The organism is Fictibacillus sp. b24, assembly GCF_030348825.1.
Taxonomy (GTDB): Bacteria; Bacillota; Bacilli; order Bacillales; family Fictibacillaceae; genus Fictibacillus.
Genome location: NZ_JAUCES010000005.1, coordinates 1,158,239 through 1,174,992, shown reverse-complemented (window position 1 = coordinate 1,174,992; position 16,754 = coordinate 1,158,239). Strand labels below are relative to the sequence as shown.

At 39.0% G+C, this 16,754-nt stretch carries 16 protein-coding genes; 3 read left to right on the top strand and 13 right to left on the bottom strand.

From position 1 onward, the window contains the following. Positions 1-178: 178 nt before the first annotated feature. From murC to QUF49_RS05905, 7 genes are all read right to left on the bottom strand, one after another. On the bottom strand, positions 179-1,486 hold the full coding sequence (gene murC / locus QUF49_RS05935) for a UDP-N-acetylmuramate--L-alanine ligase (RefSeq protein WP_289494806.1): 1,308 nt from the start codon (positions 1,484-1,486) through the stop codon (positions 179-181). 234 nt (positions 1,487-1,720) lie between these two features. Beyond that, positions 1,721-2,818 carry a nicotinate phosphoribosyltransferase gene (locus QUF49_RS05930; protein ID WP_289494805.1) on the bottom strand — a complete coding sequence of 366 codons (1,098 nt, stop codon included), beginning with the start codon at positions 2,816-2,818 and terminating at the stop codon, positions 1,721-1,723. 239 nt (positions 2,819-3,057) lie between these two features. Beyond that, positions 3,058-5,775: a DNA translocase FtsK gene (locus QUF49_RS05925; protein ID WP_289494803.1), complete on the bottom strand. Its 2,718-nt coding sequence runs from the start codon at positions 5,773-5,775 to the stop codon at positions 3,058-3,060. A gap of 143 nt (positions 5,776-5,918) precedes the next feature. Continuing rightward, positions 5,919-6,731: a DUF1444 family protein gene (locus tag QUF49_RS05920; RefSeq protein WP_289494802.1), complete on the bottom strand. Its 813-nt coding sequence runs from the start codon at positions 6,729-6,731 to the stop codon at positions 5,919-5,921. A gap of 72 nt (positions 6,732-6,803) precedes the next feature. Then, a complete protein-coding gene (gene queF / locus QUF49_RS05915; RefSeq protein ID WP_066243842.1) occupies positions 6,804-7,229 on the bottom strand; it encodes a preQ(1) synthase in 426 nt (141 codons plus the stop codon). 324 nt (positions 7,230-7,553) lie between these two features. Beyond that, positions 7,554-7,880, bottom strand: coding sequence for a thioredoxin family protein (locus QUF49_RS05910; protein WP_289494801.1), 327 nt, complete (start codon positions 7,878-7,880; stop codon positions 7,554-7,556). A gap of 13 nt (positions 7,881-7,893) precedes the next feature. Then, positions 7,894-8,901 (bottom strand): PTS transporter subunit IIC, encoded by a 1,008-nt coding sequence (locus QUF49_RS05905; protein ID WP_289494800.1) that lies wholly within the window; start codon positions 8,899-8,901, stop codon positions 7,894-7,896. A 177-nt stretch (positions 8,902-9,078) separates the two neighbouring features. Here QUF49_RS05905 and QUF49_RS05900 point away from each other — a divergent pair, with 177 nt between their 5' ends. After that, positions 9,079-11,247, top strand: coding sequence for a methyl-accepting chemotaxis protein (locus QUF49_RS05900; RefSeq protein ID WP_289497587.1), 2,169 nt, complete (start codon positions 9,079-9,081; stop codon positions 11,245-11,247). A 35-nt stretch (positions 11,248-11,282) separates the two neighbouring features. On the opposite strand, the gene mltG is transcribed toward QUF49_RS05900, so the two are convergent. Further along, on the bottom strand, positions 11,283-12,308 hold the full coding sequence (gene mltG, locus QUF49_RS05895; protein ID WP_289494799.1) for an endolytic transglycosylase MltG: 1,026 nt from the start codon (positions 12,306-12,308) through the stop codon (positions 11,283-11,285). 185 nt (positions 12,309-12,493) lie between these two features. Here mltG and QUF49_RS05890 point away from each other — a divergent pair, with 185 nt between their 5' ends. Beyond that, positions 12,494-12,649 (top strand): hypothetical protein, encoded by a 156-nt coding sequence (locus QUF49_RS05890; protein WP_289494798.1) that lies wholly within the window; start codon positions 12,494-12,496, stop codon positions 12,647-12,649. On the opposite strand, the gene QUF49_RS05885 is transcribed toward QUF49_RS05890, so the two are convergent. From QUF49_RS05885 to queD, 5 genes are all read right to left on the bottom strand, one after another. Then, complete coding sequence (locus QUF49_RS05885; RefSeq protein ID WP_289494797.1) at positions 12,639-13,151, bottom strand: DUF84 family protein; 513 nt, start codon at positions 13,149-13,151, stop codon at positions 12,639-12,641. The two genes, QUF49_RS05890 and QUF49_RS05885, sit on opposite strands and share 11 nt — an antisense overlap. Before the next feature lie 13 nt (positions 13,152-13,164). Then, a complete protein-coding gene (locus QUF49_RS05880) occupies positions 13,165-14,235 on the bottom strand; it encodes a M42 family metallopeptidase (protein ID WP_289494796.1) in 1,071 nt (356 codons plus the stop codon). Between the two features lie 83 nt (positions 14,236-14,318). Next, positions 14,319-14,990: a 7-cyano-7-deazaguanine synthase QueC gene (queC, locus tag QUF49_RS05875; protein ID WP_289494795.1), complete on the bottom strand. Its 672-nt coding sequence runs from the start codon at positions 14,988-14,990 to the stop codon at positions 14,319-14,321. A gap of 2 nt (positions 14,991-14,992) precedes the next feature. Then, on the bottom strand, positions 14,993-15,721 hold the full coding sequence (locus QUF49_RS05870) for a 7-carboxy-7-deazaguanine synthase QueE (RefSeq protein WP_289494794.1): 729 nt from the start codon (positions 15,719-15,721) through the stop codon (positions 14,993-14,995). After that, entirely contained in the window at positions 15,708-16,190 is a 483-nt protein-coding gene (queD, locus tag QUF49_RS05865; protein ID WP_289494793.1) for a 6-carboxytetrahydropterin synthase QueD, read from the bottom strand. The genes QUF49_RS05870 and queD overlap by 14 nt, the downstream gene beginning before the upstream one ends. 230 nt (positions 16,191-16,420) lie before the next feature. Here queD and QUF49_RS05860 point away from each other — a divergent pair, with 230 nt between their 5' ends. Next, complete coding sequence (locus QUF49_RS05860; protein WP_289494792.1) at positions 16,421-16,729, top strand: PepSY domain-containing protein; 309 nt, start codon at positions 16,421-16,423, stop codon at positions 16,727-16,729. The last annotated feature ends 25 nt before the right edge of the window (positions 16,730-16,754 follow it).

Here is a 16,754-nt window from a genome sequence, read left to right as displayed (position 1 = left end):
TCTGGATCATTTAGCTTTTGACCTCGAGAGGCTAGCCACTGCAACTAGACAGGTGAGACACTTAAGAGTGAAACGTACAAATGTGGCTCACCGCCTGCCCCGCGGAAAGCGAGCACCTGGAACGGAAATCAACTACTTCCAAGTGAAAAAAAGACTTGCCGAAATTGGCAAGTCTTTTTTATGGAGTTGCAGTAAGCGTTTCTTCGTATGCTCTTTGGAATTTCTGGATATCTCCAGCTCCCATGAACAACAAAACTCCATCGTTATATTCTTTTAATACATCCACGTTTTCTTCAGAGATCAGTTTAGCGTTTGGAATCTTTTCTTTCAAGTTCTCAATTGAAAGATTTCCTGCATTTTCTCTAGCAGAACCAAAGATATCGCACAGATACACATGATCTGCTTCACTTAAGCTTGCTGCAAATTCATCTAAGAACGTTTTTGTTCTTGTAAAGGTATGCGGCTGGAAGATTGCGACGACTTCACGATTCTTATATTTATATTTTGTTGCTTCAATTGTTACTTTAATTTCTGTTGGATGGTGTGCATAGTCATCGATTAAGATTTGATCACCAACAGATTTTTCAGAAAAACGTCTTTTAACGCCCGTAAAGGTCTTCAGCTGCTCTTTAATAATATCCATCGGAAGTGTTTCGTAATGACAGATTGCAATTACAGCTAATGCATTCAATACGTTATGCGTTCCATACCCAGGAATCTGGAAAGTTCCGTAGAATGTGTTGCGCACAAATACATCGAAAGTAGTACCTTCATCACCACGATTAACATTTTTAGCTTGAAAATCATTGTGGTCGCCAAAGCCGTAGAACACAACTGGAACCTGCGCATGAATTTCTTGAAGATTAGCATCATCACCACATGCGATAATAGCCTTCTTCACTTGCATCGCCATCGATTGAAAAGCGCTGATAACATCTTTTAAATCAGTAAAATAATCAGGGTGATCAAAATCAATGTTTGTGATGATCGCATAATCTGGGTGATATGAAAGGAAGTGTCTGCGATATTCACATGATTCGAACACAAAATATTCGCTTCCTTTGCTTCCTTTTCCAGTTCCATCTCCTATTAAATACGATGTAGGTTTTGCAGCGCCTACAACATGAGCTAATAATCCTGTTGTAGAAGTTTTCCCGTGAGAACCTGTTACAGCGATAGAAGTGAAGTTAGATAGAAACTCACCTAGGAAATGGTGATATCTGTGAATAGGAATATTCTTTTCATTCGCAGCTTGAATCTCCTCATGCTGCTCACCGAATGCGTTACCCGCGATAATGATTTGACCTTCTTCAATGTTGTTTTTGTCAAACGGTAGAACCGGAATGTTTTTCTCTTCAAGTGCTGCCTGTGTAAAGATATATTGATCAATATCAGATCCTTGTACGTCATGACCAATGTCATGAAGGATTTGTGCCAGCGGGCTCATTCCCGTCCCTTTAATTCCAATAAAATGGTATTTTGTCATGTATAGCCCTCCACAAAAAGAACACCTTCTAAAAGGCCTATTTGTATTATTATATGCCTGATGTATGGATTGGTTATTTATGCACATTCAGGCTTGATTCCGAATACTTGAACCATTATAGCAAAGTTGTTGTCTCATCACCATGATAGACAAATGATAAAAAACTAATAGACTGTAAAACCTATACTTACCTATTTTTACCCAACTTCTCCAAAATAATGATTTCGATATCGCCTATTCTACAAGCTCAAGTCTCGGATTATGGCGATAGATTCTTCCTGCTTTTGCTTGATGCTGCTCATTCATCATTACATTGTCCCCTGTAAACCCTATGTTGATCTTTAATAGATTGCTTCCGACTCCATAAATATCTACAGGAACTTTTTGCTCTTCAAACTGTTCAATTCGTTCTTTCTTAAATCCTCCGCTTACCACTATCTTCACATGATGAAATCCTTCTTCATCCAGTGATTTGCGAAGTGCAAATATTAGTTCAGGATTAACACCTCTAGGATCAAAAGAACCTAATACGTCTGGATTTCTAAAGAAGTATTGATCAACCATAGTTCTTGAAGTATCAACCCTTACCCCTTTTAACGTTTCCCCAAACTCTCTCGCAACTTTCAGAGCGTCTGTAATCACATCGTTGTTATAATCAACGAGGGAGATAAGGTCGTCTTCTGGATATTTCGTGTGATACGCTTTTGTAGCTTCCACAATATCTCCGTTAAAAATTTGAATCAGCGCATGAGGCATAGTACCCATTCCTTTTTTGCCCCACCATTCATTCATCGCATGTGTAGCCTGTGCAGTTGATCCTCCGATGTAAGAAGCATAGCCATCTCCTGCTTGCTGTGCAAAATGATCATCTCGATCGCCCATGAAGATGACAGGCTTCTGAACGCCAGATTTACTTGCAGCTTTAACGACATTATAAACATTCGTTGCAACTGATGTTCTTCTGGCTAGAATTCCATCAATCATTCCTTCTAAGAAACCAAAATTTTGATAAGGTCCCTTAATTGTTAAAACCGTTTCGAATGGAGAAATTTTATCACCATCTTTTAGCGAGTGAATCTCTAAAGATTCAGGGTTCTTAGCAAACGTTTTGATAAGAGCAATCGCTTCGTCAGAACCGCATAAGACCGCATCGCTTTTTTGAAAAAACTGCATTGTAACGATATTATCAGGTTTAAAAGATTCTACAATCTCACATGTTTTAAGAAAATAAACGGCAGAGAACCAGCCTTCTCTGATTCGTTCATCAAATTTAAAGGTTTTATTCGTAAGCCGCTTGATTTTACCTTGCAGCTTTAATTCTATTTCTTTCATCTATTTACTCCTCATGACTTTTTACATCGTATAAAAGAAGGGAACTATTCCCCACACTATAATAGCGAACAAGGCGAAATAACTCAAGAAAATCATTTATTTAGACAAGAACTACTGATACTAGACTGCATAGTGCAGTGAAGAGTTTGGATGTAGCTGCATTCAATATGTTGAAAAAGTTGCTCCCTCAAAAATGAAAGAGCTGGTATTGGGCATCACCCCACAACCAGCTCTACATATTATTCTACTCCGCTATATAATCGACTCTCTAGTTCTTCTTGTGTTAAAAGAACATGTCTTGGTTTACTTCCCATCGCTTCAGATACTAATCCGAAGCCTTCCATCATATCTACTAATCTTGCTGCACGGTTGTAGCCGATTCTAAATCTGCGCTGCAGACTGGAAGATGATGCTGCCCCAACTTCGATTACGTAGTAACAAGCTTCCTCAAAAAGTTCATCTTCTACTTCAGTTGTCTGCTGATGCTGGATCAGCTCTTCACGAGTAAACAGATAATCTGTTTGATATTCCTCTTTAACATAACGAGTCACTTCTTCAATCTCTTCGTCTGACACGAAAGTTCCTTGAATACGGACCGCCTTATTTGATCCATTTTCCATAAATAGCATATCGCCTCGTCCTAATAATCGCTCTGCACCACTCATATCAAGTATGGTACGCGAATCAATTGCAGATGATACGGCAAATGCTGTTCGTGTCGGTACGTTTGCTTTTATAAGGCCAGTGATTACATCAACAGATGGACGCTGTGTAGCCAAAAGTAAGTGAATACCGCAGGCTCTTGCTTTTTGCGCAATTCGGCAGATCGCTTCTTCAACTTCTTGAGGCGAAACCATCATCAGATCTGCTAGCTCATCAATCACCACAACAATATAAGGCATCTTGTTTTTATAGTGCTGTTCTTCTTCCATCTTCTGATTGTAACGTTTAATTTCTCGAACACCGGTTTTTGCAAACTCCTCGTATCGGCGTTCCATTTCTTCAACCGCCCATTTTAATGCAGCAGTAGCTTCTTTTGCATCCGTTATAACAGGTGTTACGAGATGCGGGATATGATTGTAAGGAGCAAGTTCAACCATCTTAGGGTCAACAAGCAACAATCTTACATCTTCCGGTTTTGATTTATACAGCAAGCTTACTAGAATAGAATTAATACAAACACTCTTTCCTGATCCAGTAGCTCCTGCGATTAATCCATGCGGCATTTTTTGAAGATCAGTTACAACAGGTGCTCCTGAAATATCTAATCCAAGCGCAACGGTTAAGGAAGAAGCAGAATCCTTGAACACATCATGCTCTATTATCTCACGCAGAAACACGGCTCTGCTATGCTGGTTTGGCACTTCTATACCGATTGCATTCTTCCCTGGTATCGGCGCCTCAATTCGTATGTCTCGAGCAGCCAAACTAAGTTTAATATCATCTGTTAAGTTTGTGATCTTATTTACTTTAACACCAGGAGCAGGCTGAACTTCAAACCTTGTAACTGCAGGACCTTTTGTCATGTGTACTACTTTTGCGTTCACATTAAAATTATCTAGTGTGGACTGCAAGGTTTGTTTTTGGTCGTTTAGCCATAGATCATCATCTTCAAGTGACATCTTTGCTTTATTTAAGAATGAAAGTGGTACAAAAAGCTGATTTCCACTATTTACATCGCTGACTGGTACCCTTCTTTCTGTGTTTACAGTCTGTCTGTTTTGAGGCAGAGGTTGAGCTTGACCTTTGTTTGGATGAGTTTTTCGATCCTTTTTAAGCATAAGTACATTAAAAGGAACATATTGCCCGCCACTTTTTGGTGCCTCGCGTTTCGGCTGAGACTCTGCCCTTTGCTCTACTATTTCTGAAACAACTTTCTTTTCAGAAGGGATTACCTCTTCAGCGAATGTTGGTTCTTCCATAATAGAATGTTTCTCGTGATCTTGATCATTTGATACTTCAGGCTCAAACCTCTCGCTGTATTGATTTCTAAAATCAACTGATTCTGTAACACTTTCTGTTTCTGAAACACTATTATGCTCTTCTTCCATTTCATACACTGCTTCAGGCTCTGTGCGGATTTCTATTGAGTCAAAGGTGTTATGTTTATCTGCCTCAATTTGATTTATTGATAGAGAAGGCGTTTCTTTTTCAACCTGCTTGTGTTGTTCGTTTTCACCGATAACATCATTCTGCACGTTCTCATGAACTGTCTCTTGTGAAACAATCAAGTTTTCTTTTGTTGCTGCAGGAATTGTATCTTGAACTGATTTTAATAGTTCTTCAGCAACCGATTCTTTGGATGGAATGTCTCTTCCTATGAACAAAATACCTTCAGGTTTTCTCTTACCGTATCCGTAAACAGGAGAAGGAACGTCAGTAGGTGTAAACCTTGATTTCACTTCAGGTTGTGCATCCTTCGTAACAGGAGTATCTTGTGCAGCATTTTTGTTGCGTCTTTCAAAACCGTATACAGGAGAAGGAACATGAGTTGCTTTAAACGGTTGTCGTTTTGGCTCCTGACTCATTTTCCCTGAATGGGATGGGTATCTTCCCTGTTCATTTTTTTGTTGCCTCTGTTCACGAATTGGTCGTTCTTCTCGATACGATTTTTCTTCTCGAACCGTTTCCTTGTAAACATTCGGTTCTTTTGGCTGATATGTATGGCGTTGAATGGATGGTTTCACTGTTTTTTCATCAGGAATAACAGGAAAACGGAACGGTGCGTTTTCAGGATATTTATGCAGCATTTTTGCAGGATGCTGTGTATTCGATTGTGACGGTCTTCTTCCATTATTTGCGAAAGGAGCAGGCTTGTTCTTTGGAGAAACATTCACTTCCTCAGTCGCCCGCTGTTTTTTTACAGGCTGCTGCTGATCATGCTCTTTCTCATAAAAGGAGTCGTCCTCATTTTCATCATCAAAAAATGTATTCATTAATTTTTTTATCCAACTCATTTTCTCACCTATTTCTGTTGGTTGTTTCTTTATTGTAGCGAAAATAGAAGAGAAACAATAGTCTAAATATTTTCTATAGCACATGCACGTGAAAAAGATAAGAATAAAAACCACTAGAGGCTCTAGCGGCTTTTTATTGTATATCAATCAGTTGTTTCATCTTCTACTGGTTTATTCTTTGCTAGTATAAAGATCGGTTCAAGCTCTTTGTTTTCGTACAAAAAAGGTAATGCTGTAACCGGAACACGGCCATTCATAAAGAATTGCATCGCCATCTGAGCTAAAATATCATAGCCTTGTTTATTCCTAATGTCTGCAATAATCAGTACATCCTGATGCGGTACAGCCACTGCCATTTCACCATTAATCTTTTTCTTCATATCTTCTAAGAAATTTGTATTTAGAATTCTGCTCGCATCATATCCATCATTATGATTTAGAAAGTAGAACGTATTACCTGCAACCTGGTCCTCTTTAAAGTCTGTTGCCAAGCGTTTTAGATTAAATCTTGCTGCATCAAGAACTTGAGACTCATCCACTTTTAACCCCTTCATCTTATCATTCGTTAAAAGTTTATAGGTTTTGCCTAGGTCTAAAGCATAATATATTCTTGTTTCAGCTGTATGTTCTTGATAAAAAAGTATTTCTCCTTCAGGTGTTTCTAAAGGAAAAGATGCCGAGCGTATGACAGGAAAAATATTGGACAACGGGTTGTTATCTGCTTGTTTATGTGCAGCTTTCAATCCTTCTTCGACGTAATAAACGAGCTTATCAAGAAGCACGTCTTTTTCCTTTGACCAGCGTGCGCTAAGTCCTCCAAGTGAGAGAGAAACCCCTTTTCCTGTTTTCTTGTCTGTTATTCGAAGTGTATCATCTTCTCTATCGTACGCAAACTCACGATCAGTACCAGATAATCTTTCTTCTAAAGTCTTTTTAAGTTTAATTGAACTGCTCATTTTTTTCCTCCTTTCTGTATGCACACCACATCGCTATTTAACGTGAAAAACCTCCGAATGGAGGTTTTTCAATTACTTGCTGCTATCTTCTTTATATTCTACTACTACTTCTGTTCCTAGTCCGCCACGAGCGTTCCAGTTTCCAGTAACCTTTAAGTATTTTGGTTTTAAGAGTTTAGCAAGATCTTCCATAATGCGGTTCGTCGCATGCTCTTGGTAGATTCCAACGTTACGGTATGATGTTAAATAATATTTTAATGATTTCATTTCCACTAAATCTTCGTTTGGAATATAGCTGATGATAATATCAGCAAAATCCGGAAGACCTGACCAAGGACATACAGATGTGAATTCTGTTGTTGGAATAGTAACTAGCGTATCCTTTCCAACATACTCGTAAGGAATTGTTTCTAATATATCAACAAGGATTACATTCTCATCTTGAATATCAAAACGTATTCCTTCATATTTGCTGTGGTTTACTTCTACTTTAGCCATTTAAAAAAACTTCCTTTCATAATACGGCCTTTTTTCTAATTTATTGTTGCTTCTAGAATCATTTATTTTGACTTCTCTCCATTTGCAGGTTGATTGGAGTGTATGGTGCGTGCCTGCAACTTGAAAATCTTCTCGCAAGGCATGCGACGAGGAAAACACTTCTATAGCTTTACTTTTAGACGCAGGAGCAAGAAAGCTAACTTCCCTGCCCCGCGGAAAGCGAGTACCTGGAACGGAGGTCAACTACTTTCAAAAACAACAAGGATTATAAAAACAGCCAATTTAAAAAATCATTTTTTTGTTATTATAACATACTCTTTTAACCTATTTTGAAGGAATATTAAGCTCTTCTAAAAAGGCAACAATCTGCTCTTTTGTCTTTCTTTCTTTATTCACATAACGCCCAATTTCTTTGCCCTCGTTAAAAGCAACGAAACTTGGAATGCCAAAGATATCTAGCTCTTGGCAAAGCTCAATCAACTCATCTCGATCCACATAAACAAATTGGCAGCTAGAATATTCTTCCTCAATCTCAGGCAGGATAGGCTTGATCACAACACAATCCGGGCACCAGTCTGCAGAAAAGACAGCTACTGTTACACCGGTTTTAATAGTATCTTGAAATTGCTCAATTGATTTTATGTTTTCCATATTACATTACTCCCTATTGATTCAGCTTCATATCGCCAAATTTTATATAACCTTTTTTTCTTAACCACTCTGAAATCACAAGACTTATGATAATGGGTCCAGCAAAATGCAAAATAAATATAGCAAGAAACGTTTCAAAGGTAAAGCCCATTGTCCTGAGCGTCATAATTTGTCCTACAAGTCCACTTGTCCCCATTCCTGCTCCTGCTGGAATGTTTTCCATCTTAAAGTAAAGCGTTCCGATCGGTGCTAACAGGATTCCTGCAACGGTTGGAGGAATTAATATGAACGGATTTTTCACCACGTTTGGAAATTGAAGTTTTGACGTACCAATTCCTTGTGTCAACCAGCCGCCAAATCCATTTTCCCTAAAAGAACTGGTAGCAAACCCCATCATTTGCGCTGCACACCCTATTGTTGCCGCTCCTGCAGCAAGACCTTCAAGCCCCAGCATCATCGCAATTGCAGCTGAGGAAATGGGGCCTGTTAGTGCAAAGCCTAATAAAATAGCTACTAAAATACCCATGATTAAAGGTCTTTGATCAGTGGACCACATGACTAGCTGACCAAACCCCTTCATAAACGAATCAATTCCTGGTCCGATGAAAGTTGCCACCGTATACCCAGTAAGAATGGTTACAGCAGGGGTTACAAGAATATCAAATTTGGTTTCTCCAGATACAAGCTTACCAATTTCAACCGCGATAACCGCTGCTACGTAACATCCTGCAACACTGCCTAATTCAGCTCCTGCTGCGCCCGCAATACCTGCTGAGAACATAACAAGCGGAGGTGCTTTTAATCCGAATGCTATTGCGGTACCAATGACAGGACCCATAAGCGTCATCGCTAGCTGTCCCATTTCAGTAAAAAAAGGTATAGAAAGCTCTTCGCCAATTGTTTTTAAAATCAATCCTACGATAAGTGAGGCCATCAGACCAAGTGCAAAATATTGAAAACCTGTGATGAAATATATCTTAGGAGATAGACTTACTCCTTTTTTCTGCAGAAAATCCCTCATGTTTTTTACTCCTTTTACATTCTGTTCATACATGTCCCTAAAACATTATATCTTGTTTTACCCAAGTGTAAAGACACCTGTCAATACGAAGAGCGTACTTCCTCTCTCTTTTTACTTTTAAACGTAAACTTATTTGAAAAAAAGCCGATAAAATGGCAGGGAGGGATACATTTGAAGATGTCGATTCGTAAAAGAGTACAACTGATGCTTCTTATCAGTTTAGCCGGAATGATACTATTACTTGCATTTATTGGGTTATTTTTATGGCAGAACACCCAAATGGAGAAGGAAAGAGAAAATCTTCAGCTTTCATTGCTGTCTAGCAATGATGTCCGAAGTTCGTTTAATGAAGTACGCAAACACGAACAAGAATACTTAAGAAAACCTAGCCCTGAATCTAAACAACATGTATTGTCTTTACTCAGCAACTTGCAAAAGGATACAGGCAAGGTCGTTAAAGAAACAAACAATCCGTCTTTAAAAGGTATTGAGAAAGACTTATCCGCTTATCAGACATCGTTTGATTCTGCAACAGGTTTGACTACCCAGCTCAATTCTTTAAAACAGATGATGACTGATACTTCAAACGAATTTTATGAAACGGTTAAAGGCATGAATGACCAAGTTTTATTAATCAATCTTTTGCAGATGCAAACATATGAAAAAGAAATTCACATCAAATATGACGGCGCATCTGTCGAAAATTTCAAAGAAAGTGCCGTAGTCTTTGATCGGATGCTAGATGAAAAAAATCTGCCCGCGGAGCAATTATCTGCTTTTAAATCAAAATTATTAAAGTATACAACTTCTGCAGATACGATTCAAACGATTACTAAAAAGATCGATGATGATGTGAAGACTTTTGAGCAGATTGCAGGTGTTGTGGATCAGTCCACTGCAGATGCAGAAAAAAGCTTGCAAAAAGAGAACGCAGAACTAACGAATAAACAAAAATCAGTCAAGTTTTGGCTTACGATCAGCTTAATCGGTTTAAGCATCTTGATTCTATCTATTCTAAGTGTAATAGGCGTTTGGCTAATGCGTTCTATCCAATCTTCTATCTCCTCTCTAAAAGAAGGAGCAGCCATTATTGGTGAAGGTGATCTTTCGTATCGTGTGGAAACTCATTCTAAGGATGAGATGGATGAACTGGCACAAACCTTTAATAGAATGGCAGAAAAAATGCAAAAATCAATGACCGAAGTAAAATATGCTGCTGAAAAATTAACGAGTTCTTCTCAAAACTTAGCAGCAGTATCCGAGGAAACAACTGCTCAAAGTGATGAAGTAACCGAAGCAATCTCTCAAGTTGCAACAGGTGCTCAAAGTCAGGCAGATCACCTGCAAGAATGCACCCTTTTATTATCAGGAGTGACGGAATCCATAAAAGAGACGGCAAACATTAGTGACGAGATCTCAATCGATGCTCAAAAAGCGGAAAACGATGGGAAAGCTGGTTCTAACATCGTTCATCAACTAAACACACATTCTGAAAACTTTTTAGAATTAGCACAAAGCCTTATCTCAGAAATTCAAGATGCAAGCCAACAATCCAAACAGATTAATTCAATTGTCGAGACTATCCAAGAAATCGCAGGAAGCACAGACCTTCTTGCCTTAAATGCAGCGATTGAATCTGCACGAGCAGGTGAAGCTGGAAGAGGCTTCTCGGTAGTTGCAAGCGAAGTAAGAAAACTTGCTGAACGTTCTAAAAACGAAGCGCTTAGAATTCAGCAGCTCGTTAAAACGATGACGAATCAAATGGAATTGTTATCAAAAGAGACCGTGCGCTTTGAGCAATATCGAATTGACCAAGTAGAGTCCGTTCAACAGACAGAAAAAGCGTTCAGCAGCATCATTCAAAATGTATCACAGATCAACGGAAGAATCTCTCAAGTGAAGAGTGCGATCAACAGAGTTGAATCAGCTAATGAAAACTTATCTGAAAAACTATTCGAAGTTAGTGCAATTTCTGAAGAGTCCGTAGCAACAAGTGAACAGGTAAGTGCATCGAGCATTCACCAAAAAGAAGCGATTCATCAAGTGAATTTGGCAGCAACTGAATTACAAGAAATTGCCCTTTCACTTCAAGAAGAGGTGGATCAGTTCTCACTAGGTGAAGTAGCCGCTTCTGTTTCAGAAGAGAACTTAGTGTTTATCGACACTTATCAAGAAGTTGCAGCTGCAACTGATGAGAGTGAAACAGGTTCATTTATCGCTTATGATGCAGAGGATGATGAAGATCAGAAACATACTGTTGAAGAAGCTGAATCAAACGATCATGTTCAAGAAGCAGAAACTCAAGAAGATGAGAATAGCTTAATGGATAAAGAATCAAAAAGATAATAAAATACCAAAACCCGGTGTCTTTTCACCGGGTTTTAATAATTTCCACTCAATTGCGTGTACTTTCTATGTTGTTTATAAGTCTTTGAAAAGTAATGGCTCCAAGTGCCATCTTGTTTAGCTAAAAAATAATAATAATCATGTTTTTCTGGATCTGCCGCAGCTTTTAAAGAAGTGAGATCTGGGCTTGCAATAGGACTTGGTGGAAGTCCCTCATTCAAATATGTGTTGTAAGGACTTTTTATTTTCAAGTCTTTTCTTCTTAGGGCAGCTTTTGGTTTATCTAGTAAATACTGAACTGTTGAACAAGATTGAAGTTTCTTCCCATCACGTATCCTGTTTATAAAAACGCCAGCAATAGTTCGCTTCTCTTTATTCAACAAAGCTTCTTCTTCAATAATTGATGCCAGTGTGATCATTTCATAAGGTGTCTGATCCGTAGTCATTCTGATATTTGCTGTTTTTTCAATCATACGGTCAATCATCTGACGAATCACATCTCCTTCATCCATTTTCTTTTCAAAGAAATAGGTGTCAGGATAAAGCAGTCCTTCCACAGCATACTTTACTTTTTGATGTAATTCTTCATCATTGAATTTTAGTTGTTCTTGCTGTTCTTTAGTAAGCGTATTCCACGTTTTTGCTTTGTTAAGAAATGCTTCTCGATCTACAATCCCTTTTTGGCTAAGACGATCTGCCATTTCAATAACGGTCAAGCCTTCTGGAACTACAACTTCATCAGCCTCTGTTTCTTTACTTAACGTGGAGAGGTCTGCAAGAATCTCTTTATAATTAGCCCCCTGCTTTATGGTATGTTCACCAGTTGCAATTTTTTCTTTTTTTCCCGTTATTGTGCTGTAGACGTTAAACAGAAATGGGTTTTTAACAAATCCTTCATTCTTTAGCTTCCGAGATAATGAGGAAAAATCACTGCTTTCTTTCACGATAAATGGCTTTTCAGCTGAACCTTCAGCAGGCATAACCGCATAGATAATCCATCCTGCAAAAATAACAAAAATGGTAAAAAATATGATTAAGATGATCTTCACAGATGTATTCAAAAGAAAATCCGCCTTACTACCTTTTTGTTTCTAATCTTCCCAGATCAGTTCTGTTCATACAAAGAGGCTGACAGAAAAGGTTTAGTACCTTATCTGTCAGCCTGTACATTTTTTATTTGGCAGTAAAGCATTGTTGCTTTTAAATCGTTTTATTATCATCTTTGAACAATTGATTGTAGTAGAAGGTGCGAGACTCCTGCGGGACAGGCGGGCAGGTGAGACACTTAAGAGTGAAACGTTACGAATGTGGCTCACCGCTTGCCCCGCGGAAAGCGAGCACCTGGAACGAAAATCAATTACTTTCAATAACGACACTGACTACAAAATCAGCTATTTATTAAGATTATAGACATATTGCCCTAATAAAATCGTTGCTATATGCAAAAACATCTCACTTCGAGACAACATGCCACTCGTGAAAACACCAATCGCTCCATCTTTTTTTCTAATTTCAGGGTCGTTTGTTAGTTCCCCCATTAGCGTTCCAAGTTCTTTCCCTTGCTTCAAACCTTGAACAACATCATTCGGAAGCAAAATTCTCGCTCCAGCTGCTGAGAAGATATTCCCTTCAGAATCAGCAACCGCTCCCCAGTTGCATAAGTACATACCGTCTGCCATTTCCATAACACCGCCCTCAAGTCCAAGGCCGATTTCCGCTCCTTGCTTCACACAATCTTTTGCGCGGTTAATGGCACCTTCCTTTGTTTCTTCATCCGAAAAAGGTTGAGCAGAAACTAAAGAATCTGAAGAATAAGAAACAAGTTTCGCATCTTTAAAATACATTATAAAAGGCCTGACTGCTTCAATTTTCGCAGGATTTTCTGATCCGATTCCAATTCTCATATCCCGCTCTTCCTTAGCTGTTTTCTAGTATTGTTTTCAATGTGGATTCATCCGCTGTTTTCACAAGCTTTACGAGCAGTTCTTTTGCAGCAGCATAGTCATCAACATGGATCATAGAAGCATGTGTGTGAATGTAACGAGAACAGATACCGATCACAGCAGATGGTACACCATTCCCAGAGACATGAACACTGCCAGCATCCGTTCCGCCTTGAGAAATGAAGTATTGATACGGTATGTTATGTGTTTCAGCTGTATCTAGGATATACTCCCTCATCCCTCTGTGTGTAACCATTGTTCTGTCTAAAATTCGTAATAGTGCCCCTTTACCCAACTGGCCAAATTCGCTTTTATCGCCCATCATGTCGTTCGCTGGACTTGCATCAAGTGCGAAAAACAGGTCAGGCTGGATGAGGTTAGCTGCTGTTTTTGACCCGCGCAGCCCTACTTCTTCTTGAACAGTAGCTCCACTGTATAATTCATTTGGTAATGTCTCATTTTTTAATTCTTTCAGCAGTTCAATAGCTAGTCCCACACCATAACGGTTGTCCCATGCTTTAGCCATGATTTTTTTCGGATTGGCCATAGGTGTAAACGGACAGATCGGTACGATTTGCTGCCCTGGTCTTATCCCCTTGCTATAGGCATCCTGATCATCATCTGCTCCGATATCTATGTACATATTCTTAATCCCCATCGGTCTGTTGCGCTGATCTTCGGATAGCAGGTGTGGAGGTGTAGATCCAATAATTCCTGTTATCACATCTCCCTTATCTGTGTAGATATTAACACGCTGCGCTAATAATACTTGGCTCCACCAGCCGCCTAATTCTTGAAACTTCAGCATTCCATTTCTTGTAACCTTCGTTATCATGAAACCTACTTCGTCCATGTGTCCTGCCACCATGATTTTAGGGCCGCTGCCTTTTTTAACACCAAAAATACTGCCCAGTCCGTCTTGAATGACTTCATCTGATACTGGCTCTATTTCCTTACGAACAAATTTACGAATGTCCCGCTCAAAACCTGGTGCACCAGGAAGTTCTGTCAACGTCTTAAACAAATTCAGTGTTTCTTCATTCATATAAAACAACCCCTTCTAATTGGTCACGTATACATTTTCATTGTACACCTAATCAGAAGGGGTTTTCTAGGTTTATGAGTGTTCTAGACTTCGTATGGAATCGGATCAACTGAACCTGCTTCTTTAAATCCTTTTAACCGCAGAACACAGCTGTCACATTTTCCGCACGCCGTCTCTTTTCCATTATAACAAGATGTTGTTAGTTCATATGGAACATCGAGAGACAAACCTTTTTCAATCGTTTCTTTTTTAGACAAGTGAATAAGTGGTGTTTCCACTGAAATGTTCTTACCTGTTACGCCTGCTTTTGTTGCTAAGTTAATCGTTTCTTCCATGCTCTTAATGAATTCAGGCCGGCAATCCGGATAACCGCTAAAATCTACAGCAGAAACTCCTGTGTACACAGCAGTTGCTCCGATTACTTCAGCATATGCACTGGCAAGTGAAAGGAATATCATATTTCTAGCAGGAACATAGGTAACTGGAATGCCTTCTTCAGCCTCAGTTGGAACATCTACTTTCTCATCGGTAAGAGCACTTCCTCCAATGTCTTTTAAAAACGTAAGATCTACAATTCTATGATCTTCCACATTATAAAACTTACCAACTTCAATCGCTTGTTCCACTTCTCGATTATGGCGCTGTCCATAATGAAACGTTATCGGGTAGAGATCGTATCCCTCTGCTTTTGCAATTCCCATACATGTTGTGCTATCAAGGCCACCGCTTAAAACAATAACAGCTTTTTTACTCATCGCTAAACCCCTCTCTCCTCTGGATGCCAGATTACCTTATGAAGCTGAAGACTTAGCTTCGCATTAGGAAGTGGAGTTTCTAATAAAAGTTCAACAAGGCGTCTGGGTGGCATGCTTTCCCAAACAGGACTTACACAAATCTGTCCATTTCGGTAATGTTCAGAGACCACCTGCTTTGTGATTTCGAAATCTTCCTCTGACCCTACAACAAATTTTATTTCATCTTGATTTTGGAGCTCTTTAAAGTTTTCCAGGTTCATTTTATCCATCTCACCTGAAGCAGGGAGCTTATAATCCATCACAAATCTCATCTTTTTTTGCAGATCAGGATGAGAGTTACGCATATTTTCAAACGGCTGTAAATCAATAGCACCATTTGTTTCAATATGAATATCTACTATGTGGTCCAAATCTGCCATCGCCATGAGCAATGCAGCTGATTTTTCGCGGTGGATAAGAGGCTCACCACCAGTAAAACAGATACGCTGTGATCGAAACGTCTTAATTGTACTCACAATTTCTTCTATAGACGCTTCAAACTCAGGCTTGGCAGGAGCATAGCTGTAGGTAGTATCACACCAAGTGCATCGTAAGTTACAATGAAAAACGCGAACAAAAACAGTGGGATATCCTGCCTGTAGACCTTCTCCTTCAACGGTTTCAAAGATTTCAACCATTGGTACTGTCCAATGTTTCCATACATCTTTTGACGGAAGATTAAATGTTTTCATTTTCCACCATCCACTCTCTTTTCATAATGGCAAAGCTTGTAGGTGTTTCAAACAATTTTAATTCTTCCAATCTGTGTCCTTGCTTCGATAAGCCTCGTATTTGCAACTCAATATCGATTTGTTCCCATATCCAAACAACCATATTTTCTGCAGTTGTATTCATTGGAGGAAGAACCTCATTTAAATATCTGTGATCGAGCTTGCTGTCTATAGCCGTTTTGAATATTTCTTTTATCTCTCCAAAATCTACCGCTATTCCTATTTCATTTACAAAACCGCTCATTGTAATAACAAGCTTGTACGTATGTCCATGAAGGTTTTTGCATTTTCCTTCATAACAATGCAGATGATGAGCTGCATCAAACGTAAATTCTTTGCACACAGCAACACGTTTATTATGATACTTCAACTGCTCGCGTTTAATATCGCGATCCAGTACTTGAACATCTGTTGGAATTTTATATGTCATTCCTGTTCATCCTTTCGAGTGGAGCACGAAAACAAAAAAACTCTGCTAACGCAGAGAGTGTAAAAAATCATTCTTCACGCTCCCTAGTTTTGTTTTAAGAGGGGTGGGAATTTCGAACCCTCCATCATTATCATGAGTATCTTATCAAAAACAGACAAGAAAAAGAAGGCTTTTCTTTGTTATACTAAAAGTAGAAAATGAAAATGAACTTACATAAGGTGGGAAAACGCATGAATTGGAGAAACCTGATCTTAGCAGGCCTGACAGGCGCTGCAATAGGGTATGTGGTTACAAAAAAGCAAACAGAATCCATCACACCAGAGAAAGCCTTAAAGCTATTGAAAGAAAAAGCAAGTGAGCATTATAGCATTACAGGAGCTTGGATCATCGTTAAGCCCGAAGATGCAAACGTACATGGTCTTTCGTACTCTGTATATAAAGGCGGCTTTTCTCACTCCATTCCTGGAAGTGAAGCCGTACATTTTGAGTTTCTAATCGATGCTGAAACAGGAACGCTGTTACAACTTGCTCAAAAGTGATAAAAAGCCCTTAGGAGAAATCCTA

Bases quoted from the DNA above. Each gene is read 5' to 3' on its own strand.
- QUF49_RS05900 (WP_289497587.1), top strand. From the start codon at position 9,079: ATGTCGATTCGTAAAAGAGTACAACTGATGCTTCTTATCAGTTTAGCC.
- QUF49_RS05880 (WP_289494796.1), bottom strand. From the start codon at position 14,235: ATGAATGAAGAAACACTGAATTTGTTTAAGACGTTGACAGAACTTCCT.
- QUF49_RS05930 (WP_289494805.1), bottom strand. From the start codon at position 2,818: ATGAAAGAAATAGAATTAAAGCTGCAAGGTAAAATCAAGCGGCTTACG.
- murC (WP_289494806.1), bottom strand. From the start codon at position 1,486: ATGACAAAATACCATTTTATTGGAATTAAAGGGACGGGAATGAGCCCG.
- QUF49_RS05925 (WP_289494803.1), bottom strand. From the start codon at position 5,775: ATGAGTTGGATAAAAAAATTAATGAATACATTTTTTGATGATGAAAAT.
- QUF49_RS05885 (WP_289494797.1), bottom strand. From the start codon at position 13,151: ATGAGAATTGGAATCGGATCAGAAAATCCTGCGAAAATTGAAGCAGTC.
- QUF49_RS05860 (WP_289494792.1), top strand. From the start codon at position 16,421: ATGAATTGGAGAAACCTGATCTTAGCAGGCCTGACAGGCGCTGCAATA.
- QUF49_RS05920 (WP_289494802.1), bottom strand. From the start codon at position 6,731: ATGAGCAGTTCAATTAAACTTAAAAAGACTTTAGAAGAAAGATTATCT.
- QUF49_RS05870 (WP_289494794.1), bottom strand. From the start codon at position 15,721: ATGAAAACATTTAATCTTCCGTCAAAAGATGTATGGAAACATTGGACA.
- QUF49_RS05905 (WP_289494800.1), bottom strand. From the start codon at position 8,901: ATGAGGGATTTTCTGCAGAAAAAAGGAGTAAGTCTATCTCCTAAGATA.
- queF (WP_066243842.1), bottom strand. From the start codon at position 7,229: ATGGCTAAAGTAGAAGTAAACCACAGCAAATATGAAGGAATACGTTTT.
- queC (WP_289494795.1), bottom strand. From the start codon at position 14,990: ATGAGTAAAAAAGCTGTTATTGTTTTAAGCGGTGGCCTTGATAGCACA.
- queD (WP_289494793.1), bottom strand. From the start codon at position 16,190: ATGACATATAAAATTCCAACAGATGTTCAAGTACTGGATCGCGATATT.
- QUF49_RS05910 (WP_289494801.1), bottom strand. From the start codon at position 7,880: ATGGAAAACATAAAATCAATTGAGCAATTTCAAGATACTATTAAAACC.